Origin of the sequence: Arthrobacter sp. ATA002, from assembly GCF_026898095.1 — a bacterium.
Classification (GTDB): domain Bacteria; phylum Actinomycetota; class Actinomycetes; order Actinomycetales; family Micrococcaceae; genus Arthrobacter_B.
The window spans coordinates 1,422,253-1,446,163 of sequence record NZ_CP114015.1 but is presented as its reverse complement, the minus strand read 5'-3'; the positions used below and the strand labels follow the sequence as shown (position 1 = coordinate 1,446,163).

The window sequence follows — 23,911 nt, the reverse complement described above, 5'->3', positions numbered from 1 at the left end:
ACGGGTAGGCCGAGGCGGTTATCCGAAGTGACCACCCATCCTTCCAATCGAGGAGTCTCCAAAGTCGATTGTTCCTATAAGCGGAAACTGGGCGCATTTGATATTTAAATAGGTCTTCGAAGAAGACTTTGAGTGTATCGAACGACCTATTCGTTGTGCATTTGATTTGACCTCTGCGGTCGGATGGACGCCATATGATGCAATCTGACCGTCTATGTGACCCGTGATCCTATCAGCTCGGACGGCATCAACAAGTTTTTCGGCCCCGGCCTTGGAGAGAATATATCCATAGGCTCCCCACCCACCGCCCTCAGGCCGCTTCTCCAGGGCTTCCCAGACCGAGGTATATCCGTGCCGCAAATTACCGGACTTTAGCGCAGACATTCCGTTGTGGACAAAAAGTACATCGAACTCCTCCGCCCCGTCGATGAGGGCACCAATGTCACCATGGACGAAAGGATAAGCATCGTCCTCCATCATGAGGCAGAAACTATCCGAGCTTGCAAGGAACCTCTCCCACATTGCAACATGCCCAAGCGCACACCCCATGGCACCAGCCCCAAGGTTGAGCCGATCGTGGCCTGCCCACGCTGCCCACTCTCCTGCCGTCATTGTGCCCGCGTCGACGCCAGCCTGCCTCTCCATGCGCACGTCCAAGCGGTTCAGGTGCGCTGATACGAGATTGAGTTTGCGGACGTCAGACGGCATGTTGAGCACATAGGCAGTGATTTCCATTTGCTGCCCGCTAAACCCGGTCGAGATCCGCTGCCTTTCCTGCAAGACTTGGAGTGCAAATGTCGAATCTTCACTTTTGAACGGATCTACGAGACGTTGTACTAAATCCCATCTGCCCATCACTGCAGCCAGGTTACCAAACCGTACTACCTCACGCTCGGTAGTCGGCTTCACAGCTGCGAAAAGAGCGGAAGCAGATTCGAAGCGCGATATAGATATCAATGATTCAATGAGAAACTCATGAATTGTGACATTGTCTGGCCAGATCTGATGCGCGGATTCCAAATGCGCAGCTGCCCGGTCATACTCGTTCGCGCGACGGGCTGCGATCATACCGGCTGTTGCATAAAGCTCCGGAGGCAATCCTGTCGTTCGAAAACCTTCAAGGCACCCGAGCGCTTCATCTAGACCCTGCGTTAACCGAACATAATCGACAAAATTGCGAAACTCCACCCGTTGAGAATTCTTAACTGGACTAAGAGTCTTCGTGAATGCTTGTCGCAGGTGATCTCCTGCAGTATGGAATATCTCGGACGACTGCTCATCGCTCGACCCATACATGAGGATGCGAGCAAACTCTTTCGCACTATAATCACTCATGCGGTTCACACTCCACTCATCGTCATACGAAATATACGACCTTTCGGTAATATGGCACACACATCCTGCCGAGAATGCATAGCGTTTATTATTTCAATTTCAGTGCTTCGAGGTAGAACAGCGTGCCCACTCTCGGGATCATCGTAGGTCATAAATTCAGTAGCCGCTAGACGCGAAGTTTTCGCGTGAGCGTCGACGTAGGGTAGAAAATGGTTTCTATAGTGAAAGTCATCCGCTAAATTCTGCGCATAGACAAGGTGAAAATCGCCATCCCAACCATAACTACACAACCGGTCTCCGTAACGGTCGTCAATCTCCACTTGGCTCATGCCCGCAAATGAGACCCTCATAAGTTTCCGATATGACTTCTCGTAATACCTTCTCGGATCGGTCTGAACGTTTGAAAGATAGACCGAGGTCTTTGGAAATTTGGCAGCGATTCTCAGGGCGGGCAGCCCGCCTCCAGACGAAGCAAAGACAAGCAAATCGTTTCCTGTGAACCTGAACTCCCTGCCAAACGGAGAACTAGATCCGCCAACATGTCCGCGTGGTCTACATTTTTGACGCCAATAAACCACCCTAACCCTATATTTTGGTCCCGGAACAGTAGTGGGTCAAATACGGAAACGACATTGTGTTCAAGATCGCTTGCGTACGACGACCGCTGATATGCCGGTGCGGGCTTCGACCTGTCGAAGCGTCCCGGAGTGAAGAGTGTCCATTTTGGGGAACCAGTCAAATTCCACCAGAAAGGAAATAGAACATTACGGTACGAAATAAAAGAATTGACCTGTTGTTACATGTCTCTTAGCTTCTGAAAAGCTGAAAAATACTTTCATTCAACTTATTCCTGGTTGGTCTTCGTGCCCAAGATTTGCGACACGAGCTCGGGGAGAACATGGCGCTGGTCGAAGGACGTCTCGGCCTGCCTGGAAGCCGCAGCTCCGGCCTGTCTCCAAAGTTCATCAGTCAAAGTACGGGAAATAATGGCTTCGACCATTTCAGGCACAGACGCATGGATCCAGCCCGAAGGGTAAATCTGATCTGCTCCATCCCAAGCCAAGGTCGCAGGCACCGCCCCAGAAGCCGCCCCATCAGCGATCGTCAAATGAAAAGATTCGAAGTCACTGACTGAGAGAACGGTCCCGATCTTTTCGTACCATTTGTCCATGTCCTCGCCGTGTCCGTCGAAAAATACCGCGTCATTAAGTAGGGGGTCCGCGCTAATGCGGCGGTCCTGTTCCTCGTAGAAGGCCATCTCCTCCGGTCGGTCCTTCATCCATGGGTAGTCCGTGGCGTTCTTTCCCTTAACAAATAACTTATAGCGGCCGTCTTGCTTACGGAGCATTTCTAAGACATCAAGAGCGACGTCCAACCGTTTGCGCTGTGGAACCGTTCCGACGATGCCGATGTTGAAACGAGCATCGTCCGTTTTATCCCGACGCAGCCGGTCCACAGGAACATAGTTGGGGACTACAGCACTCTTCGAAACAGGGAGCCCAAAGTCTCGGAAGGCGATATCTGCGATGTGTTGTCCAACAAAGATAAAGCGGTCTACTGCTGACTTTGCGATTTGCGTAAGATACTTAGTATTTATTTCCTGGAGATGAAGCCGAGTCACCAGCCTTTGGTTTGGCAGCTTGTTCCTCGAGTACCATACGGCGTTTCCCAGCGTCCACTCACAGAAGATAATGTCCGATTCGGCTAGGAGGCGGCGGCTAACTTCCTCGTCATGCTCTGAATGGCCTTGCCAGCGATCGATGAGTACGGTGTGGCCCTGAGACTCCAACTCGGTAATGATGCCTTGAGCAAACTTTAAATCGTGCCCGGCGACGAGCACGTTCTTCTTTACCGCTCGTCCGCTAGTAGTGGTCCCGACCGTTACGGGACGGTCGTCGCGCTGCTTTGAAGTCAGCGCTCTGATTAGTTGAAGCGAGGGTTTCCCAGATTCTTGGTTCAGTGCATACATTCCCCCGCCCACGCATTTGAGATTTATCTCATCAATTTCTGTCAGCGAAGCGATAGTGTCCACGTCATCATATGGTGCATAACGCACGTTCTGCCACTCACAGTATTTTCTGGAGGTCAGAAGGTCCTCGAAGAAGGTGCGGTCCAGGTCCGAAGCAGGCAGTACTCCTACCAACGATAGGTTGGATTCCCGCACCGCGCCCTCATGATCGTCGCTGACCCTGATGTTGAGACTAGTCTCTAATTGGCCTTCCCATGGTTCTGCGACGAGGACGAGCGCCGGGCGGACACTTTGATTCTCCAACTGGTGAAGGGTCTCCGCAGTCATTCGCTTTGTTGCTACTGCGTACGCTTCCAACTGGGGCGCAAGAACGCGGAGCCCGGCTGTACGAAGGGCATAAGCGAGGCGGTGTCCAGCTGTGTGACTCCGAAAGATCGACCGCATCGCGAGCCAGGCATCGGCGTTCCTTGCACGCTCATTTTCCATCCAATATTGGATGAGTATCGAAGCGGTCCCTTTATCCTCAGCTGTGGGAATGATACCGCCAAACATCTTACGGATTCCAAAAGCAGGTCCGCTTACCACAGCGCCACCACAGGCTGCAATTTCAAATAACCTGCGGGAAAACATTGTCCCCGAGTCTTCAACGCTGTTGACATTTATGTGCACGGGGTGAGACTTGTATGCATCAACCGTCTCTGCATATGTCAGACCACCACGTACGTAGGGCGATAATTCAGCCGGAAATTTGTACGGACTTTCCGGATTCAAGTGTTGCCGGTCATAGATAGAGAGACCATATGGAATAGCGGCTGAGAGAAGCTGTTGCAGCTGCTTTGACCGCTTTTTATACCTGTCACCGTAGTAGGACCCCGCATAAGCCACGGTATGGCTATAATCTCGTTTCCCGGATAGCGGATTGTGAATCTTTGGCTGAGCGTAGAACGGAAGTGATGCTACTGACTTGAGATGATCACCCGCATGGCTTAGGTACGCAGAGATCGAACCGTCATCACTGGTGAAGACATGGTCAAAATGGGCAGCCGTAGTTCTGAAGCGGTTGAAATGAACCGGATCTTCCTTGTTCCAGAAGATGGTGGGTACGTGGTTCCGCCTGCAGTGCTCCAGCAGACTGCGCAAGTTGCCGAATGATTCGTCGTCGTAGTAACCGACTTTACCTCGCCAGCTTCCTTCATTACCCTCCCACGCAGATTCCACAAAAAGCACATCCACCGGAGTCTCTTCCAGCTGATTCTTCCATGTCTCCGGACGCAGAATCACGAGATCAACTTCCGGCTCCAAACCTGCCGTGGTGAATGGGTCCGCGATAATCCCGACCCTGACTTCCGAGAGTCTGACAGACTTTGATCCAGACGACTCCTGAGAATACAAATTAGTTTTGCCCTTCTCAGCTGCATCCTTTGCGGTCGCACCGATCCGTTTCCAGTCTCGCTCATCTATTGTCCACAGGCGAGCCCTACGTCCGAGTTCTACCCGCTGCTGCGGGTCGCTGAGTAGATCCTCCAAGACATCGGCCAGCCCAATGGCATTGCCTGGTTCAAACAGACGAGCCCGCACACCGTCAGCACCGGCCATTTCCCTAAGTGGCCCAAGATCCGACAGCACAACCGCCTTTCCTGCCGCCATAGCTTCCAGGGGCTTCAGGGAGAAACCATCTCAGTGACATCAAGCGGCAACCTTGGACAAGGCAAAACATCGAACGTACTAATGTAGTCCGCAACTTCTGCGGGACTTACCCGTCCCGTAAAGGTCACATGGTCGGCTATATCGAGATCTGCCGTCATTTGGAGGAGTCGAGGCAACGACGCACCGTCCCCAACGATAACGGTTCGGAAGTTAACTCCTCTGTCGGCAAGTGCCCTGGATGCTTCGAGGAGGGACTCGAGCCCCTCATACTCGACCAAGCTTCCGGCGTAACCAATGACTGGGGTCGCTGCGTCCAGCCCCAACTTATGTTGAGTTGGGGCATGTGCCGGCATCGGGGTGAACTGTGTCGTATTAACACCGTTGTGAAGGATCACAATTTTATCGGGACTGACGCCCCTGGCTACTAGTTCCTCTTTGACCTGCTCCGTGATTGCACAAACGAGATCTGCTGAGGTAGCGACGATCGTCTCGAGCTTCTTCGCCAGTTCAAATGCTTCAGATCCAGCCCACTGAGGCGAGATCGATGCCTTCGTTACTTCCCACAGACCGCGAACTTCATAGATAAAGGGAAGACCGAGCCGTCTAGCTGCAATAAGGGCTGGCAGAGCGGTTACATGGTTGGAGGCAGCCTGTATCGTCTCGGCACGGGTCCGCATTGCAACCTGGACGTAGCTGTCGGCCGACTGTTGTAAGTAGTAGTCGAGTCGATCCCCAGTCCAGCTCGGCCCACTGCTGAAGAAATGCGTGACTCCGTTGATGGTCTTTTCAAAGCTAAGAGGTGCGTCGGGCGCCACATCCGTCTTGACGTCCCACGGATAACCCGGTCTGGCCGCAACAACGATATCGAGACCGGTGGACACCATTCCTTCAATGAGACCGCTTGTCCGAGTGGAGTACCCATTGCTGTTGTAGGGGGCCACACTATGTGCGCAGTAAAGCAGACGCCCGCGCTCGGCCTGGTACCCCGGGTTGCTCTGGCGGGGCGGGATTGAGAATTCGGACTCACGAACTGATGCCAAACCTTCAAGAGTCTTTACAAGAAGATTCTCTTTGCTCGTAAGTGGTGTCAACAGTTCGTGATGATCGGTGAGGAGTCTCAACGGCAGTGTCACTCTGCCCAGAGTGTAGTAACCGAACGACGCAGCCTTAAGAACATTGGCTTTGGTCGGAAATGAATCAACAAGGTCTAAAAGGTGTTTCCATTCATCATGTTGGTTTCTGCTCTCAACATGGCTGGTGCCACTTTCCGCTGTGCCGGAGACTCGTTTAGAAACCAGCTCAGTGGACAATCGCGGCACCGCTTTTGTCGCAGTGCCGCCCTCGGTTATCTCACCGGAAGAAACGCTGCCCTGACTAGCGACAGCTTCTCCGAGGCTTAGCCTCCGACTGGCGGTGCCAGCCCATCTGAATGGTGCCGTTGCCGCTGCACCAATCCGAACCCGCCATGAGTTCCTCAGCGCCGCAAGCTGCACCTGAAGCTTGGCCTTCTCGGACTGTACACGCCGAAGCTCAGCATTTCTCTGCGTAGCTACACGATTCAACTGCGACACTTTGCCCTGCAGGTCTTTTACCTGCTTCTGCAGTTGTTCAATCGTTGCTGTGTTGCGCCTGTCTCTGTGAAACAAACCATCATATTTGACAATGAACCCGTCCAGATCTGCGGCAACTCGAGCCCGTTTAGCCCCCGCAACAGCAGATGCTGGACGGAATTCATCTTCAAACTTCACGTTAATCCTGTCTGTTTGTACTTGTTGAATTTGTGTTAGCGCCAAATACCACGCGTGTCGACTACTTGCTTTCCGGCAAGAAGCTCAGTGTTCAGAGACTTGAATGCATCATGATCCACGAGAAGAAGAACGACATCCGCTTCTGCGATAGCCTCCTCGGTGCTTACAAGGGCAACGTTGCCGGGCTCCTGGAGAACTGCCGGCAGCTCACTGACGTGAGGCTCTGCCACGAGGACCGATGTGCCCTCTAAACGCTGACTCAGGTCGCGCACGATGGCAACCGCAGGGGACTCACGCAGATCATCGATATTGGACTTAAAGGCGAGCCCGAGCGCCGCAACCGTGGCTGAAGGCCTATCTCCCACAAGTTCAGCGACACGATCTATAACCCAGCCCGGCTTTGCGTCATTAGTTTCGCGTGCCTGCCGGATCAGGTTTGAATTTTCGGGATCAGCCGCGACGATAAACCACGGATCGACTGCAATGCAGTGTCCACCGACACCTGGACCGGGCTGCAAGATATTAACGCGTGGGTGGTGATTAGCAAGCTCGATTAACTCCCACACATCTATGCCAAGCCGGTCGCTGATGACCGAAAGTTCGTTTGCAAACGCAATGTTGACGTCGCGGTAAGAGTTTTCCACGAGCTTTGCCATCTCAGCGGTTGTTGCATCCGTAATGTGCATTGCTCCCTGGCAGAAAACGGAATACAGATCACGCGCCATTTCAGCTGCAGCCCGCGTCAGCCCTCCTACGATCCTGTCATTCGTTACGAGTTCGATCATGACCCGGCCCGGCAACACTCGTTCCGGGCAATGAGCGACATGAATTACTCCCTTGGATGACTCAGGATCAAGTGACAGGTCGGGCCGCAGGGTGACCAGATAGTCCGCCAGGTGCTGGGTGGCACCCGGAGGGGACGTCGACTCTAAGATCACAAGCTCGCCGCCCATCAACTGGGGAGCGATGCTCCTCGCGGCCGCGTCGATGTACGACAGGTCCGCGGTTTTGTCGGATTTGAAGGGCGTGGGAACCGCGACAATGTATGCGTCAGCAGCGGGTGTATCCGTGGTCGCTTTAAGCATTCCTTGGCTGACGGCTCCAGCGACCTGAGTGGCCAGATCGGGTTCGACAAAAGGCACTTCACCTCGGTTGATCGCCTCGACCGAGGAAGGCTTGACATCGACACCAATAACGTTTATTCCATTGGAGGCCAGAACAGCCGCGGTGGGAAGGCCTATATAGCCAAGACCAATGACAGCTACAGTCTTTATTCCATTCACAAATACTCCCCTATATAACTATGTGCTCTTCGGACGGCCCAAAAAGCCGTACATCACCCGACGCGATAATGGTCTCGTCGGAAATCTTCCATGTGTGGTCCCCGCTGCCACGGATTTGACAGTAATTATACCGGTCGGCCGAATAAACTTGGCCGCCGCCGGCGCGAACCGCTCGGATGAACTTCGTGTCTTCGCCTCTTCCAATAGGCAGGAAGGGATTGGATTCAAAGATCTCGCGGGGTCCCGTGATAGTGGGCCCCATGATTGAACTGGTAAACGTATGCTCACTACCTTCATACCTTATCAAAGTCGCATCATACGCAGCCACCTTGACAAAATGCGCTCTTTTGCCCACTAGCTGCGCGCCAGAATAGTGCAGAGCATTCAAAAGATCCCGAAGATAATATGGACCGTAGAAGTCATCATCGTCCATTTTACTGAGTACCGCGCCGCGGGAAGCCGCAACCGCAGCGTTGAGGCATTCACCTAGTGTCACCTCAAACGGACGCTCAATGACTACTACCTTCGCGACTCCGAACTTTGTACTCAGCTCATTAATTCGGCTTCCAGATACCGTAAATCCATGAGTCACCAGGACCAGCTCCAGGTCCACATCTACAAAACCCCCAGCGGTTCGGAAAACGTGTTCCAATTGATGGGGCCGCATAGAGGCAACGAGAAGGGACACAGTCGGCGTCTCTACTGCCCGCTCCCTACTCGGAATGACAGCCCTAATGATCGTCTCCGCCCGGTGCGTGTATGTATGCTCAGCCCAAATTCGCCGCTGTGCACGATGAAGCTGTCTGCCGGAGAGTTCAGGGTTCCTGAACAGTGCTGCCAGCACATCCTGAGCTTCTTCTTGCGAGCGGACAATATACTGCTCATTGGATTCCCATAACAATTCCAGCGCACGGCTCGGCGTACTCACAACAGTGGTACCCGATGCCGTTATTTCAAAATGCGGCGGGCACACATGCTCGGAGACTCGACCACAGAGTTGGCATTCAGAAACACCTTGTATGCCTTGTAGGCACTCAGCATCTCCCGATACGATAGAGTGCCCACAACCCGTTTGTCGTAGGGCGAGGGAAACTTATAGTTGTCGTCTCTGCCCGAATGTCGGGCAAAGATTTCGAGGCCGTGGGAAAGATTAGCCGTGGCCTTTTCCGCACCAGCTAGCAACATCTGCAACTGGCTTCTGCGCCCAGGGTACTTGTGGGCGAAATACATGCCAGCGAATGCGACGCTTCTTTCGTGCCATCCCACTAACGGCCGAACAGGATTGTGAATCGCGGGCTGCGCGGCAAACGTCAGAACACCCAGATTCGTATGTCCTAAGTCCAGTCGGTAGCGCTCCAGACGGTCCGAATCACTGGTGAAGACGTAGTCAAACAGGCGCGCTGCTTCAAGGAAGTCATCGTAGTGCGGGGGATCTTCTTTGTTCCAAAAGACAGTTGGGATGCCATTTTCGCGGCAATACCGCATCAACCTCTTGAACTCTGGCTTAGGACCGTTTGCTCCGGTCAGTTGGTACCTCCAAACGCCACCATTACCAGCCCACGCCGACTCGACAAACAAGAAATCTGGGCGCGCGGAGCGAATCTCAGGCTCCCAGCCATTAAGGCTGAGCTCGATTTGTTGCCATTCGAAGCCAAATGAAAGTGCTGAAAATTCATCCAATATGACGGCGACAGTCAGGTCCCTACGTCGGGGCGCTCGTTCCGGTAGGGTTGCAGGGTTAAAATGAGGGCGACGACGATTTGACCATTGGAAAAGCGGCCTTGCGCTAGGATTGTCAGACCTAAACGTCCGTTCAGCAGCATATTTAGCTATCCATCTATAGCCTGCTGGCACCCTCCTTTTCGTAGGTGCCATATGAAGGCACGGACCTGTGAACGTCTCATTCGCGCACAGACCTTCGGCGGCCCTGTGTTCGCGGTTGGATTTCCACTACTTCCAGAGTCCGCCGCAGCCGACGCCTGACCTTACCAGCAGAAGACCGATCCCGTTCAGCTAAATGCTTTGTATACCGCCGATACCAGTTCAGCGCTGATTCCGGTTCGCCGTCAAACAGAAGGTCCCCTTTATCCAACCAAATAACCCGGGTGCAGAGATCCGCTATGGTATTCAGACTGTGGCTCACCAAGAAGACGCAACCCGCCCGGTCCCGGACTTGGTCCATGCGCCTTTTAGTCCTGTCCTTAAATTCGTCATCACCTGTGTTCAGTGCTTCATCCATAATCAGGATCTCAGGCTCTACGGAAACAGCGATTGCAAACCGCAACCGTGAGGACATTCCCGATGAATAAGACCTCATCGGGAAGTGGATTGCTTCGCCGAGACCCGCGAGGTCCAAGATTTCATCGTATTTCTCCGTAATCTCATCGCGAGTCATTCCCATCGCGAGGCAGCCAAGCATAATGTTATGAGCACCTGAAAGATCAGGCACCAGGGCGGCGGAGACACCGAGCATTGTAGGCGTGGATGAAGCATATACATTACCGGAAGAGGGCTGAACCTTTCCACAAATCAGCTTCATAAGCGTGCTCTTACCAGATCCATTCAGGCCGATTACACCGATAACCTCTCCCTCATTGCAACGAGGGAGATCTCCTTTAGTGCCTCGACACGAGAACCTGTCTTGACGCTTGGAAAGATGCGTCGGAGGAAGTTCCCTCTTGCTCCGTCATTTTCAGATCCGCTGGGGTCGGCCGTAACCGCATAAGTCATGGTCACCTTGTCGATAACAACAGCGGGTGACGCCTCCAACAACCGGGGCGTTTCACTCATCGCGTCCATACGATTCTTCCCCCTTCCAAAAAATCACAGTCCCAACGGAAATAGCTCCAAGCGCCCACGCTCCCAGACCAGCCCAGTGCTGCCACATAGGCATCTGGTTGTAGAGAATGGCGTCTCGCGCCATGGAAATTATTATGTATAGCGGATTAATCTCCACGATCTTCTGAATAACCGGCCATTGAGCATACCGCTCAATCGAGAACATCACGCATGAAGCAAAGAGCCAAAATCTCATGAAGAAAGAGATCAGGTGCAACAGGTCGTTAACCTTTGCCACTAGTGGCGCCAAGATCAGCCCTATTCCCAAGTTGAATACTACCTGCAGAAGCACAATCGGAATCAGGAGAAACCAAAGTAGCGATATTGGTTCGGATGGTGGAATGAGCAGAACTAAAAGCAGCATCATAAGCAGAACCGGAACGTTCGCAATAAGCTCGCGTATATTTACCGCCAAAGCAAGGGCTGCACGTGGAAAATTGAAGGCTTGAATTACGTTTTGGTTTGCGGATATAATCCGGGCTGTTCCTACGATGGACCGTGAACTCATTTGGAACATAAAGATTCCAATTATCAGATACCCCAGAAAGTTTTCTATACCTCTGCTGGAATTGAGTAGCAAACCAAAGATTAGGAAGTAGCCAAGCCCGTTGAGTAGAGGATCCAGGAGCAACCACGCACTTCCGAGGCGATCACGCTTGTTCTTACTTTGAACTCGCGCTTTTGCGTCGTACAGCACGAAATGTCTATAGTTCCAGAGAGAGACGATGTAATCGATAAGTGATGGTCTTGCACCTACCCTCGATACCGACCGTAAATCAATTGTTACTGGAACCTTGGTGGGGCCGGGGTGTGCCGGTGTTTTAGTTTCCGCCACGTGCTACCTTCAATCGTTCGTATATTGCTATTGTCTGTTCGGCCGCGACCTGCCACGTCCGCTGAGTGAGCACTCGCGATCTGCCAGCAGCACCCATTCGTCTTCTAAGAGTTTCATCCCCAATTAGCGCTGCCACAGAGTTGGCCAGATTAGTAGGGTTCTCAGCTTCCACCGATATTCCTTCGATTCCGTCACGTACAGACTCGTGCAACGCAGGAATATCGCTAAAGATGACGGGACGAGAGCTGGCCAACGCTTCCACCGGCTTTAGGGGGTCACAGTTCGTGTTACTGCGAGGTTCTTACGAGGGAGCACAAATATGTCTAATGCTTGATGATAAAGGTGGCTTTGGGCTGAATCGACGCGGCCGGGGAAACTAACGCTATCGCTCACTCCCAGTTCCCGCGCAAGGTTCCTTAAGCGTGAAGAATCCGCTCCGTCGCCAACTATGAGGCAGCGGAGATTAGGTATTTCAGGAGAAAGGAGCGCAAACGCCCGGATGAGGTCGTCCAGCCCTTCGTAACCGACCAAGCTGCTTACCGTTCCTATAGTGAGCGTGTCTGGATCTAATCCCACATCCATGCGAGCCTCTGCAGGACTTCGCGGGGTATCCAGGAACATGCCTCCGACAGCGTTAGGTATCAGCTCCACCTTATCTGGGGCGCAGCCGCCTTCCTCGGTGATGGAGGCCTTCATAGCCTCTCCGAGAGTGATTACGGCGTCAGCACATCTTGTGGCGTCACTTTCCCGCCGGCGGAAGTTTCGGTGCCGCTCGCTGTGCCGGGCCGACCCTGGTCTGGATGATGCCCACGTCTCTGCCAGAAGACCGCGCACTTCATAAACCCAGGGGATGCCAAGTGCTCGCGCAACTGTGGATACGACAAGCGCGTTGACGAAGTGGGTGGTGGTGTGTAGCACTTCCGGACGGAGGCGCAAACACAGTTTCAAGAGGGCCGCGGTCTGCTCTTGTAAACGCTGATCCATCCCTGACGGTAGTCTGGCCACGAACAATCGATGGTAGTGGACCCCATCTATATTTTCCGTCTCCCGGCCGGTGAGCTTGCCGACCAGTGCTGGATACCCTTGACGGGTGACGGCGTGCACAGCCCACCCCGCACGCGATTGTGCCCTCAACAAAGAGTGCGAACGCTGGGCGTAGCCGCTTGCGGTGTAAGGCAGTGAATTCGTCAGAAAGTGAAGCACCGTCCGGGGCGTGGGAGTGTATGGAACCGCGTCCAACACGGGGGTCCACCCTTCGAAGACGCGCATTTCGCTTTCGAGCCGTCGCTTCTGCCTAACGTCTCGTCGACTCCCACATTCAAGGGCTTCCACAGCGCCGCTCATGTCGCCGCTGTGCCATCGGCGACGCGATTCAAAGGCGGCCAGTCCTGGCTCCCGCTGGGAACAGAAGAAACCAGCTCATCCGCCAACTCCGGTAAATTGGCTGCCAACGCGATTTGTCCCAGCCGAACTGATTTTTTCGACGATCTGGCACGGAAAATCCCCCGACTGAGGCACTCACTGGCCGCGTCCACATCACCCGCGAGAAAAAGTGAAAAGGGATGCCAACTGCTTGTTGCCGGCGTTTTTCTGCCTAAGGCCGCTACAGCTTGGGCCATCGAAGCTGGCAAACGTCGCGATACCTGCACGGCAAATAGCATGGGGTCATCACCGACATGGTCTAGGGCAGTATTGCCCACGAGGCAAAGGTTTTTAACCAAGCCATTAAAATAGCGCATTACTTGGCTCCGGCCCCAGCCAACGACTCGATCGCTGCAATGTAGTCAAGACACTGGCTCTCTAAGTTCGCGTTCTCGTGGATCCAGTCCCTGCCTGATGTCCCCGTCAGCAACAGGGTCCGATCCGAGGCTAACCTTTTCCACAAATCAGCAACAGCCACCGGGTCTGAAGGTACAACAGCTCCGGCCCCGGATTCCTCGATGATCTTCTTGGCTTCACCGAGGACTATTCCGGTAACATGTCGCCCCACAGCCAAGACTTCATAGGTCTTGGAGGGAACGGTTGTTTCGAACGATTTCCAGTCGTCCCGCAGTGAAACAACGCAGGTGTCTGCTGAGCGGTAGAACTCCATGACCTCCGGGGAGAGCGCCGGACCGTGAAACTCCACTGGGGCATCCAAGGCTTCAGCCAGCTCAATCAATGCGCGTCGCTGCACTCCGTGCCCGACCATCGTCAACTCGACATGCTTACGGGCCAATGCAGCTGCACGAACCACAACCTCCAGGCGTTGGCTTTCTCCATGATTGCCCAGATATAGGACTCTCAACTTGTCGGCCTCTGCAGGTGGCGGTGGAAGCAACTCGCGGACAGCCGTGTCCACGCCATTGCTTATGGCTTTCACCCGTCGGATGCCCCTCGATTTCAAAGTCCTTGCAAATCCATCGGTCACGGTCACCACCAGGTCTGCACGTTCCTGAACCGCCATAATGAGTCTCTCTGCGAGACTCTTTGCCCTTCCTTGCACTAGGCGTGCGTCCCGTGCGATGTCCGGCCAAGCGTCACGCATATCCACTATCAACGGAAGCTTCCGGAGGCGCGCAACGACAAAACCAGCACCCAGAATAGGCAGGCTTGGGACGGTTACGATGACGACCGTTGGCTTCGGACTGCAGAGTCCAGCCAAGGTGCTGAAGAAAGCCGAAAAACAGTGGTCGAGGAGCCTCCCCAGGCGAGTAGTTTTATGCCAGAGAAATGGCACCCTCAAAATGCGCTCCCCGTATTTACCCTCGTCCTTGCGAAAGGGACGGCCAGCACTATTGCGGGGCAAGACACGGCGTCCGTTGGGTGCGTGTGCAACGGGGGCGACGACGTCGACGGCCCACCCTTTGTGGCGAAAGGCTCGCACAAACTGCGTCCAGCGCCGCTGCGGCGGGCTGTGCTCCGGCGAATACGAATGCGTGAGCAAGAGTACCCGCAAAGCTTTTTCCACCCCATTAACCAGCGCTGATAGACGCTGAGACAAAATTACGTGCCAAGTCTACTCGCAAAAACTCTAGGGCTTGGCCGTTATGTCCTTCGCCGGACGCCGCAACTTCCGATAATAGAGCGCTCCAAGGCCCAGGATGAGGAGAATAACGCTCCCGCGAAGCGCCCAGTCGGACTGGGATAGCCCGTCATTCGCTGCAGCTTGTTCAGCCGCGACAGGGTCTCGCTGGGAGTCGCTGAGGGGGTAGCCGATGCACTGGCTGATGCCGTCGGTGTCGCTGACGGCGTAGGAGAGGGTGTTGGCGTTGCCTCTGTTGTCGGTGTCGGAGTCGGCGAGGGCGAGGGCTGGGTGGGCTCTTCGTCAGCGCCAAGCGTCGTCACCAGTCCTGTGGATGCATCCCACCGGAAGTCCGTATAGAGCATGCTTCCGCCGTCAATGAGGTAGCCGCTTCCAGCCTCTATTAGCCAGCCGGTGCCCGGATGGATGAGGTAACCGGTGCCCCGGTCAATGGTGTAACCGGTTACAGGATCGATAAGAGGCGTCAGCGGAGCTGGTTGAGGAGCGGGAGCCGGTTGAGGAGCCGGGGCTGGGGCCGGCTCAGGAAGCGGCGCCGGGGCAGGATCCGGCAGCGGCTCGGGGGCTGGTGGCGGATCCATCGGCGGCGCAGGCGTCGCCGGCGGTGCAGGGGCTCCACGGGACCCGGTGTCTCCGGCGGGGCGGGGCTTTCGGTTCCCGGAGAAGGCGCGGGTTCCACGGCAGTCGCTGGTGCAGCCACCATTGAGGATATGAGCGCGGCAGCCGCCGCAGCCATTCCTGCCCGACGCGGCAAGACTCCAAAACTCACGCTACTGTCCCCCATCGTTTGCGGCCAGGTACTCCCCCATGGCATCGGTATCTAATGCTTCCGCTATTTCCGCGATCGCAACTTCGTCCTTGACCACAATAGACTGTCCGTCGCTTGACATACCCACACCGAGGTTCGGCAAGGTGAACATAGAAATATCTGCGCTGCGGACGTTACGCAGTGAAAGGGCAAGCCCGCCCACTGTTACAGCATCAAGGTCTTCATCGAGACTGAGGTAAGGCGAAATTTCTGCCACCGACTCACTGATTTTCCCGGGGCTGGTCAGCGTCTCCTTGGTCAGGAGCGTCCCGAGGAGCCCGCGGACAAAAGCCTGCTGGTTCCGGACCCGCTGATAGTCTCCGTCGGTAAAGGCATACCGCTCCCGCACAAAGCTCAGTGCGGACTCCCCCTCGAGACGTATTTCTCCCGCCGGAAAGTACTCCCCCGTCTCGCTCGCAGCAAAGGCGGCAGAGTTGTTGACCGTTACGCCGCCCAGAGCATCGGTGAGGCCCTTGAACCCCTCAAAATCGATGATCGCCACGTGGTCAATTGGCATGTCGAAGAGGGTCTGCACTGTGTCCACTACCAACGGAATTCCACCGAAGGCCATTGCGGCGTTGATCTTATGTTCGCCGTAGCCGGGGATGTCCGTCCAGGTGTCGCGCATGATGGACATGACGTACACGCCGCTTCGGTCCCCAGGCAGGTGGACCAGCATCATGGTGTCCGAGCGTGCGTCGTCGGAGGCGGGATCCCGGGTGTCGCTGCCGATGAGCAGGATGTTCTGCGACTCGCCTGCAGCCGGGTCCTTGAGTGGGCTGTTGACCGGAAGCGCGTTCTCTATGGTGGTCGTGCCGCTGTCGAAGCTGCGGGCAAGGTTCCAGAGATAGCCGCCGGCCACCAGCGCAGCCGTGAGCAGGAGCACCAGCAGAACGATCATGGTGGCGCGGACCGGATGCCGGCGGCGGGGCGCCGGCTGCTCATAGTCCTGTAGGAACTGCGTCACAAAAACTCTCCTGAAGTAAACGAGTTATGAGCTTAGCGGCAGCCCGGCCGTTTCTCCGATTCGATCCCCCGGCCCCGGGGCGGATAGCCTTGAAGGCATGTTCTCCTCCCGCGCTGCCCTTCCGGCAGTGGTTCTTACCCTTGCAGCGGGCCTGACCGCCTGCACTCCCGTGGCCGACGTCGAACCGGCCCCCGATGCTTCAAACCCGGACTGCGCCACCGTCATGGTGGCCCTGCCGTCCGAGCTTGCCGGCGAACAGCAGCGCGAGACGGACAGCCAGTCGTCCTCTGCCTGGGGCGATCCTTCGAAGATCATCCTGCGCTGCGGCGCGCCGGTGCCCGGGCCCACCACGGAACAATGCGCCACGGTCAACGGCATCGACTGGATCCTGCGGGAGGACGAGACCACCTGGACGGCCACCACGTACGGACGGGAGCCGGCGATCGAAGTGATCTTCAACCCGGAGGAAGTCTCCTCCTCCACGCTCCTGGTGCAGCTGGAGAACTCGGTGTCGCGGATCGAACCGACCCGTGAATGCATCAGCAGCAACGACCTGGAGCTGCCCGCGCAGTAGTGCCGGCAGGCGGCCGGCGGCAGCGGCGACCGGCCGCGAAGGCGGTTACCGCAGGCCGGTCTGCCGCTCCAGCGCCAGGGAGATCAGTTCGTCGATCAGCTCCGTGTACTGCAGGCCGGATTTGGCCCACATCTGCGGATACATGCTCACCGGCGTGAAACCGGGCATGGTATTGATTTCGTTGATGATCAGGTCCCCGCCGGGGGTGTAGAAGAAGTCCACCCGGGACAGGCCCTCGGCCCCGACGGCGTCGAAGGCCACGGCGGCCAGCTCACGGACCCGTTCGGAGACTGCGGCCGGCAGGTCGGCGGGGCAGCTCAGCTCGGCGGCGGCGCCGTCGACGTACTTGGCTTCAAAGTCGTACCACTCGTGGCCGCCGTTCTGCACGGCGATCTCCCCCGGATGACTGGTGCGCGGATCGTCAGTGCCGCGGCCCTGCAGCACGGCCACTTCAATTTCACGGCCGGTAATGCCCGCTTCCACCACCACCTTGGGATCATGCAGGCGCGCGGCCTCGACGGCGGCGGACAGGCCCGACGGGTCGCTCACCCGGGTGATGCCCATCGACGAGCCGGCCCGCGCCGGCTTGACGAACAGCGGAAACTGCAGTTTTCCGGCGCGTTCCAGGCAGGCTGCGGGGTCCTTTTGCCACTGCCGGTCGGTGATGACTTCGTAGGGGCCCACCGTCAGGCCCGCGGCTTCAAACACCACCTTCATGTAGTGCTTGTCCATGCCCACGGCGGAGGCAAGGACGCCCGCGCCCACGTAGCGGATATCGGCCATTTCCAGCATCCCCTGCAGGGTGCCGTCCTCACCGAACGGGCCGTGCAGCACCGGGAAGACGACGTCAACGCGGCCCAGGCTGCGCGGCAGGGTGCCTTCGGCGTGCGCCACGAGTTCGGAGCCGGCCTCTTCCGCCGACAGCACCACGCTTTCCAGGCCCGGTGCCACTTCGGGAAGGGACTCGGAACGCAGCGACCATGCGCCGGGATCCGCTGAGACCAGGGTCCACTGCCCGCTGCGGGTGATGCCCACGGGAACGACGTCGTACTTTGTGCGGTCAATGGCGTCCAGAACACCGGCAGCGGTTACGCAGCTCACGGCGTGCTCGCTGGACCGACCGCCAAACAGCACCGCCACGCGGGGCCGGGAAGCGCCGGTGCCGGCGGGTACCGCGGCGTCGCCGGTGTTGCCGGTCGAGTCGGGAGTCAGTGGATCAATGCTCACGGGGTGTGCACACCTTCGGATTTCAGTTCACGGGACAGCAGCCGCGGTCCCAGCTCGTCCACAGAGATAACACCCTGCAGCACGGCAACAACATTTTCGGTAATGGGCATGTACACGCCCAGCTGCGTGGCACGGTCCAGCACGGCCTGGGCCGACTTGATGCCTTCGGCCGTCTGCTTCATCGAAGCGTTGACCTCCTCCAGCGTCAAGCCCTGGGCCAGCAGCCGGCCGGCCGTGTGGTTGCGGGACAGCGGGGAGGAGCAGGTGGCAATCAGGTCACCCATTCCGGCCAAGCCGGACATGGTTTCGGCGTTTCCGCCCAGGGCCAGGGCCAGCCGGGTGGTCTCGGCCAGGCCGCGGGTCATTACCGAGGCCTTGGTGTTGTCCCCCATCCCCTTGCCTTCGCAGATGCCCACGGCGAGGGCGATCACGTTCTTGACGATGCCGCCGATTTCAGTGCCCACCACGTCGGTGTTGGTGTAGGGACGGAAATAGGGTGCGGTGCAGGCCCGGGCGATCCAGCCGGCGGTGTCCAGGCTTGAGCACGCCACAACCGACGCCGTCGGCTGCCGTCCGGCGATTTCCATGGCCAGGTTCGGTCCGGAGACCACGGCCACCCGGTCTTCGGGCCAGTGCAGTTCCTCCTCGATGACCTGGCTCATCCGCGAGTCGGTGCCCACTTCCAGCCCCTTCATCAGGGATACGACGACGGCGCCTTCCGGGATCAGGTCCCGGACGGCGCGCAGCTGCGCGCGCAGGGTCTGCGCCGGAACGGCCAGCACCACCAGTTCGGCACCGGCCAGTACCTGTGCGGCGTCGGCCGAGGCCGTGAGATTCTCCGGAAGGACGGTGTCCTTCAGGTACTGGCTGTTGCGGTGGCTCTCGTTGATTTCCGCAGCGACCTCGGGGCGCCGGGCCCATACGCGGACTTCTGCCTGCCGTTCAGCGCCGGCGTCGGCCACAATCTTCGCGAAGACGGTTCCCCAGCTGCCGGCACCCAGGACGGCTATGACCTGCGGGGGCGTGGTAAGCAAACTCATTTGGTGTCAGTTCCGTCCTGTTGCGCGTTCCTGCCCTGGTTGCTGTCCGGGTTGTTTTTTTCAAAGTCCCGGCCGATGGCCGATTGGCCCTTCTGCGCCGGATCCCAGCGCACCGCGGGCGGCTTCTCGTTCCGCAGGTCCGCGACCAGCAGCGTCAGGCTGTCCATGATGCGTTCCGTGGCCGTGTCCAGCACGGACTTCGTCATCGGCTGTCCCCGAAGGTCCGAGAGGTCCACGGGGGTTCCGACCCGCAGCCGCACGGTTTGCGGGGGAACAGGTGGAGGCGCTTGCTGTAGCGCGGCAGTACGGCCTCGGCGCCCCAGTGGGCGATCGGAACCACGGGGGCTCCGGTTTGCAGGGCAAGCCGGGCTGCGCCTGTCCGTCCCCGCATGGGCCACAAGCCGGGGTCCCGGGTGAGGGTTCCCTCGGGGTACACGATCAGGGCGCCGCCGGCGTCGATCACGGTGCGGGCACCCTGCAGCGACGCCGAGGCGCCGGCGGTGATCCGTTCCACCGGCACCTGGTTGGTGGCGCGCAGGGCAGGCCCCAGCACCGGCACCTTAAAGAGGGACGCCTTGGCGAGGTAGCGGGGCATGATCTTCTGGTTGTAGAAGAAGTGCCCCACCACCACCGGGTCGATTTCTGTCACGTGGTTGGGACAGGCAATGAAGCCGGTGTCCCGCGGCAGGTTTTCCAGTCCCTCCCACTGCTTGCGCAGCATGAGGTTCATGACCGGCCGCAGGGTGTTCGCCAGCAGGGCGAACGTCACCCGTGATTTGGTCGACTCGGGCATGGCAGGCGCTACCGTATCCCGGCGGGAACCGTGGTGACGTCAAAATCGGCGCCAAGGCCCTCGAGCTTCTCGAGGAAGTGCTCATAGCCGCGGTTGATGAGTTCGATTCCGGTCACCCGCGAGGTTCCTTCGGCGGCCAGGGCTGCAATGAGGTGGCTGAAGCCGCCGCGCAGGTCCGGGATGTCGATCTCGGCGCCCTGCAGCTGCACCGGCCCGGAGATGACGGCCGAGTGCAGGAAGTTCCGCTGCCCAAACCGGCACGGCACGCTGCCGAGGCATTCCCGGTGCACCTGGATGTTTGCTCCCATGCGGATGAGTGCGTCGGTGAAGCCGAACCGGTTTTCGTAAACGGTTTCGTGGACGATGGACACACCCTGGGCCTGGGTCAGGGCAACCACGAGGGGCTGCTGCCAGTCGGTCATGAATCCGGGGTGCACGTCGGTTTCCAGCACCAGCGGGTTCAGCGCGCCGCCCGGGTGGTAGAAGCGGATGCCGCCGTCGTCGACGTCGAACGCTCCGCCGATCTTGCGGTACGTGTTCAGGAACGCGGTGAGGTCCTGCTGGGAGGCGCCTTCCACGTAAATGTCGCCCTTGGTGACCAGCGCAGCGGAGGCCCAGGAGGCGGCCTCATTGCGGTCCGGCAGGGCCCGGTGGTTGTAGCCGGACAGCTCGGCTACCCCCTCGATGCGGATGACCCGGTCCGTCTGGACCGTGATGATCGCACCCATTTTCTGCAGCACGGCAATGAGGTCCAGGATTTCCGGCTCCACGGCGGCACCGCGCAGTTCCGTAATGCCCACGGCCTTGACCGCGGTCAGCAGCACCTGTTCGGTGGCGCCGACGCTTGGGTAGGGCAGTTCCAGCTTGGCGCCCGTGAGTCCCTTGGGCGCGGAAATGGAAATACCGCCGGGACGCTTCTCGACGACGGCGCCGAAGTTGCGCAGCATCTGCAGGTGGAAGTCGATCGGCCGGTCACCGATCTTGCAGCCGCCCAGGTCGGGAATGAAGGCCTCGCCGAGGCTGTGCATCAGCGGGCCGCACAGCAGGATGGGGATGCGCGAATCCCCGGCGTGGGCATCAATATCCCGGGACGCCGCGGTCTTGGCGTTCTGGGGATCCATGGTCAAATCGCCGGTCACCGGGTCCTTGGTGACCTCCACGCCGTGCAGCTTCAACAGCGAGGTGACAACCTCGACGTCCTTGATTTCCGGGACGTTGCGCAGCAGTGACGGGCTGTTGCCCAGCAGTGCCGCCACCATGGCCTTGGGAACGAGGTTCTTCGCTCCGCGGACGGGGACTTTTCCTGTCAGAGGAACTCCACCACGGATGGTTAGAACGCTACCCATGAACACCTAATTTCTTTTTTCTGTAATGCCCCAACAGCAAAGAGAGACTGCACTCAAGCATAGGAGCAAGCGTCCGCATACTGAAATATCGACGCCCCGCCGCGGGTGTTTTAGCCCGCTTTGCGGTGCAGGCCCGGCGCAGCCTGAGTGTCGCTCCTCACCGGCACGGGAATACGAAGAAAAGCCGATGGGCCCCAACCGGGGGCCCATCAATAATACTGAGTGCCGCTAAAGGATACGAAACCTGCCGGAGTTCGCCGCGCCGGCGGGAAATGCGGTTAGGCGCGGGCCGGAAGGGTTGTTGGTTTGAAGGCGGGGCGCAGGGTTTCAAACTGTGTGATATCTGTCTCGTGCCGAAGCGTGAGGGAAATATCATCCAGTCCTTCGAGCAGCCGCCACCGGGTGTATTCGTCAATACTGAAGGGAGCAGTGACGGAACCGCAGACCACGGTGCGTGCTTCCAGGTCCACGGTGACCTCGGTGCCGGGAGCTTCTTCGAGCACCTTCCAGATGAGTTCAATGTCGTCCTGGGCCACCTGCGCGGCGACGAGCCCCTGCTTGCCGGAGTTGCCCCGGAAGATGTCCGCGAAGCGGGAGGACAGCACGGCCCGGAAGCCGTAGTCCTTCAGCGCCCAGACTGCGTGTTCGCGGGAGGAGCCGGTGCCGAAGTCCGGACCGGCCACCAGCACGGAGCCGGAGGCGTACGGTTCGCGGTTCAGGATGAAATCTTCGTTCTTGCGCCAGCCGGCAAAGAGGGCGTCCTCGAAGCCTGTCCGGGTGATCCGCTTGAGGTAGACGGCGGGGATGATCTGGTCGGTGTCAACGTCGCTTTGGCGCAGCGGAACGCCAATGCCGGTGTGGATGGTGATCTTTTCCATGGCGGGCTCCTAAACGGCGGGCTGGGCGGATGCGGCGCGGCTGGCGGGAGCCGCATGCAGCGGTTCCAGGTCCGAGGGCGAGCTCAGGGTGCCGCGGACAGCCGTGGCAGCGGCAACAACCGGTGAAACCAGGTGGGTGCGCCCGCCCTTGCCCTGCCGCCCTTCGAAGTTCCGGTTGGACGTGGACGCGCAGCGCTCCCCCGGGGCCAGCTGGTCCGGATTCATGCCCAGGCACATGGAGCACCCGGCAAAGCGCCATTCCGCGCCGAACTCCTTGAACACCCGGTCCAGGCCTTCGGCTTCGGCTTCCAGGCGGACGCGGGCCGAGCCGGGGACCACCATCATGCGGATGTCCGGGTCCTTTTGCCGGCCGCGGATGATGTCCGCTGCGATGCGCAGGTCCTCGATCCGGCTGTTGGTGCAGGAGCCCAGGAACACGGTATCCACACGGATGTCCTTCATCCGGGTTCCGGCGGCCAGGTCCATGTAGGTGAGCGCGCGTTCCGCGGCGGCCCGGGCGTTTTCATCGCCGAAGTCAGCCGGCGACGGAACCGCGTCGGACAGGGAAACACCCTGGCCCGGATTGGTGCCCCAGGTGACAAAGGGCTCCAGGTCGTTGGCGTCCAGGAACACTTCGGCGTCGAACACTGCGTCGTCGTCGGTTCCCAGTGACTTCCAGTGCTCGACGGCGGCATCCCAGTCCGCGCCCTGCGGCGCGTGCGGCTTGTCCTTCAGATAGGCGAACGTGGTCTCGTCCGGAGCCACCATACCGGCGCGGGCCCCCGCTTCGATGGACATGTTGCAGATGGTCATCCGGGCTTCCATGGACAGGGAGCGGATGGCGGAACCGCGGTATTCCAGGACGTAACCCTGTCCGCCGCCGGTGCCGATCTTGGCGATCACGGCCAGGATGATGTCTTTGGAGGTCACACCCGGGCGCAGGGTTCCCTCCACGTTGATGGCCATGGTCTTGAACGGCTTCAGCGACAGCGTTTGGGTGGCCATGACGTGCTCCACCTCGGAGGTGCCGATGCCCATGGCCAGGGCGCCGAACGCCCCGTGGGTGGAGGTGTGCGAGTCGCCGCAGACCACGGTCAGTCCCGGCTGGGTCAGCCCCAGCTGCGGGCCGACCACGTGCACAATGCCCTGCTCGGCATCCCCGAGCGGATGCAGCCGAACACCGAATTCCGCGCAGTTGGCGCGCAGGGTTTCGATCTGGGTGCGGCTGACCGGATCGGCAATGGGCTTGTCGATGGCCAGGGTGGGGGTGTTGTGGTCTTCGGTGGCGATCGTCAGGTCGGGGCGGCGCAGCTTCCGGCCGGCCAGGCGCAGCCCTTCGAAGGCCTGCGGGGACGTCACCTCATGGATGAGGTGCAGGTCGATGTAGAGAAGGTCAGGCGCGCCGTCCTCGCCCTTGACCACTACGTGCTCGTCCCACACCTTCTCCGCAAGCGTCCTGCTTGCTGCGTGCTCACCCATGCCGAATGCTCCTTGTGAAGTGTCTTCCGCCGGCCGAAACCCCGGCCGCGCAAAGTCGATGCGTTAAGACAACCAGCCCCGGCGGCGGGGGCGCCACTATTTTGATTTGCATCTCAAATACT

The 23,911-nt window shown here is 58.4% G+C and carries 19 protein-coding genes and 1 pseudogene; 1 reads left to right on the top strand and 19 read right to left on the bottom strand.

What is annotated here, in order from left to right:
• Positions 1–18: 18 nt before the first annotated feature.
• The 13 genes from OL239_RS07170 to OL239_RS07110 all read right to left on the bottom strand — a co-directional run bounded on the left by OL239_RS07170 (position 19) and on the right by OL239_RS07110 (position 16,452).
• Positions 19–1,335 (bottom strand): glycosyltransferase family 25 protein, encoded by a 1,317-nt coding sequence (locus OL239_RS07170; protein WP_268911283.1) that lies wholly within the window; start codon positions 1,333–1,335, stop codon positions 19–21.
• Positions 1,336–2,179: 844 nt separating this feature from the next.
• On the bottom strand, positions 2,180–4,930 hold the full coding sequence (locus tag OL239_RS07165) for a glycosyltransferase family protein (RefSeq protein WP_268911282.1): 2,751 nt from the start codon (positions 4,928–4,930) through the stop codon (positions 2,180–2,182).
• A 35-nt stretch (positions 4,931–4,965) separates the two neighbouring features.
• On the bottom strand, positions 4,966–6,744 hold the full coding sequence (locus OL239_RS07160) for a glycosyltransferase (protein ID WP_268911281.1): 1,779 nt from the start codon (positions 6,742–6,744) through the stop codon (positions 4,966–4,968).
• On the bottom strand, positions 6,735–7,982 hold the full coding sequence (gene wecC / locus OL239_RS07155) for a UDP-N-acetyl-D-mannosamine dehydrogenase (protein WP_268911280.1): 1,248 nt from the start codon (positions 7,980–7,982) through the stop codon (positions 6,735–6,737). Before wecC ends, OL239_RS07160 begins: the two co-directional genes overlap by 10 nt.
• 10 nt (positions 7,983–7,992) lie before the next feature.
• A complete protein-coding gene (locus tag OL239_RS07150; protein WP_268911279.1) occupies positions 7,993–8,910 on the bottom strand; it encodes a glycosyltransferase family protein in 918 nt (305 codons plus the stop codon).
• A 20-nt stretch (positions 8,911–8,930) separates the two neighbouring features.
• A complete protein-coding gene (locus OL239_RS07145; protein WP_268911278.1) occupies positions 8,931–9,662 on the bottom strand; it encodes a CgeB family protein in 732 nt (243 codons plus the stop codon).
• 220 nt (positions 9,663–9,882) lie between these two features.
• Positions 9,883–10,521, bottom strand: coding sequence for an ABC transporter ATP-binding protein (locus OL239_RS07140; protein WP_268911277.1), 639 nt, complete (start codon positions 10,519–10,521; stop codon positions 9,883–9,885).
• Between the two features lie 243 nt (positions 10,522–10,764).
• On the bottom strand, positions 10,765–11,655 hold the full coding sequence (locus OL239_RS07135) for an ABC transporter permease (protein WP_268911276.1): 891 nt from the start codon (positions 11,653–11,655) through the stop codon (positions 10,765–10,767).
• Positions 11,642–11,917: a glycosyltransferase gene (locus tag OL239_RS07130; RefSeq protein ID WP_268911275.1), complete on the bottom strand. Its 276-nt coding sequence runs from the start codon at positions 11,915–11,917 to the stop codon at positions 11,642–11,644. Before OL239_RS07130 ends, OL239_RS07135 begins: the two co-directional genes overlap by 14 nt.
• A 5-nt stretch (positions 11,918–11,922) precedes the next feature.
• Positions 11,923–12,924: a glycosyltransferase family 4 protein gene (locus tag OL239_RS07125; RefSeq protein ID WP_268911693.1), complete on the bottom strand. Its 1,002-nt coding sequence runs from the start codon at positions 12,922–12,924 to the stop codon at positions 11,923–11,925.
• A 71-nt stretch (positions 12,925–12,995) separates the two neighbouring features.
• On the bottom strand, positions 12,996–13,394 hold the full coding sequence (locus OL239_RS07120) for a hypothetical protein (protein ID WP_268911274.1): 399 nt from the start codon (positions 13,392–13,394) through the stop codon (positions 12,996–12,998).
• A complete protein-coding gene (locus OL239_RS07115) occupies positions 13,394–14,605 on the bottom strand; it encodes a glycosyltransferase family 4 protein (protein WP_268911273.1) in 1,212 nt (403 codons plus the stop codon). The genes OL239_RS07120 and OL239_RS07115 overlap by 1 nt, the downstream gene beginning before the upstream one ends.
• 842 nt (positions 14,606–15,447) lie before the next feature.
• The gene (locus tag OL239_RS07110) at positions 15,448–16,452 is read right to left on the bottom strand and encodes an LCP family protein (RefSeq protein WP_268911272.1); all 1,005 of its coding nucleotides are present in this window, start codon (positions 16,450–16,452) and stop codon (positions 15,448–15,450) included.
• A 97-nt stretch (positions 16,453–16,549) separates the two neighbouring features.
• Here OL239_RS07110 and OL239_RS07105 point away from each other — a divergent pair, with 97 nt between their 5' ends.
• Positions 16,550–17,026 (top strand): DUF3515 domain-containing protein, encoded by a 477-nt coding sequence (locus tag OL239_RS07105; protein ID WP_268911271.1) that lies wholly within the window; start codon positions 16,550–16,552, stop codon positions 17,024–17,026.
• Positions 17,027–17,071: 45 nt separating this feature from the next.
• Here the strand turns inward: OL239_RS07105 and OL239_RS07100 are convergent, their stop codons facing one another.
• From OL239_RS07100 to leuC, 6 genes and pseudogenes are all read right to left on the bottom strand, one after another.
• The gene (locus OL239_RS07100) at positions 17,072–18,238 is read right to left on the bottom strand and encodes a D-alanine--D-alanine ligase family protein (RefSeq protein ID WP_442864286.1); all 1,167 of its coding nucleotides are present in this window, start codon (positions 18,236–18,238) and stop codon (positions 17,072–17,074) included.
• An 11-nt stretch (positions 18,239–18,249) separates the two neighbouring features.
• Complete coding sequence (locus OL239_RS07095; RefSeq protein WP_268911270.1) at positions 18,250–19,293, bottom strand: NAD(P)H-dependent glycerol-3-phosphate dehydrogenase; 1,044 nt, start codon at positions 19,291–19,293, stop codon at positions 18,250–18,252.
• Positions 19,290–20,086, bottom strand: a pseudogene (locus tag OL239_RS07090) (lysophospholipid acyltransferase family protein). The gene OL239_RS07095 and the pseudogene OL239_RS07090 overlap by 4 nt, the downstream one beginning before the upstream one ends.
• Before the next feature lie 8 nt (positions 20,087–20,094).
• On the bottom strand, positions 20,095–21,432 hold the full coding sequence (murA, locus tag OL239_RS07085; protein WP_268911269.1) for a UDP-N-acetylglucosamine 1-carboxyvinyltransferase: 1,338 nt from the start codon (positions 21,430–21,432) through the stop codon (positions 20,095–20,097).
• Between the two features lie 278 nt (positions 21,433–21,710).
• Positions 21,711–22,310 carry a 3-isopropylmalate dehydratase small subunit gene (leuD, locus tag OL239_RS07080; RefSeq protein WP_268911268.1) on the bottom strand — a complete coding sequence of 200 codons (600 nt, stop codon included), beginning with the start codon at positions 22,308–22,310 and terminating at the stop codon, positions 21,711–21,713.
• Positions 22,311–22,319: 9 nt separating this feature from the next.
• Positions 22,320–23,789, bottom strand: coding sequence for a 3-isopropylmalate dehydratase large subunit (gene leuC, locus OL239_RS07075; protein ID WP_268911267.1), 1,470 nt, complete (start codon positions 23,787–23,789; stop codon positions 22,320–22,322).
• Positions 23,790–23,911 lie beyond the last annotated feature (122 nt).

Coding starts and splice junctions, on each gene's coding strand:
- leuD (WP_268911268.1), bottom strand. CDS start 22,310: ATGGAAAAGATCACCATCCACACCGGCATTGGCGTTCCGCTGCGCCAA.
- OL239_RS07170 (WP_268911283.1), bottom strand. CDS start 1,335: ATGAGTGATTATAGTGCGAAAGAGTTTGCTCGCATCCTCATGTATGGG.
- murA (WP_268911269.1), bottom strand. CDS start 21,432: ATGGGTAGCGTTCTAACCATCCGTGGTGGAGTTCCTCTGACAGGAAAA.
- OL239_RS07140 (WP_268911277.1), bottom strand. CDS start 10,521: ATGAAGCTGATTTGTGGAAAGGTTCAGCCCTCTTCCGGTAATGTATAT.
- OL239_RS07125 (WP_268911693.1), bottom strand. CDS start 12,924: ATGCGCGTCTTCGAAGGGTGGACCCCCGTGTTGGACGCGGTTCCATAC.
- OL239_RS07120 (WP_268911274.1), bottom strand. CDS start 13,394: ATGCGCTATTTTAATGGCTTGGTTAAAAACCTTTGCCTCGTGGGCAAT.
- OL239_RS07105 (WP_268911271.1), top strand. CDS start 16,550: ATGTTCTCCTCCCGCGCTGCCCTTCCGGCAGTGGTTCTTACCCTTGCA.
- OL239_RS07095 (WP_268911270.1), bottom strand. CDS start 19,293: ATGAGTTTGCTTACCACGCCCCCGCAGGTCATAGCCGTCCTGGGTGCC.
- leuC (WP_268911267.1), bottom strand. CDS start 23,789: ATGGGTGAGCACGCAGCAAGCAGGACGCTTGCGGAGAAGGTGTGGGAC.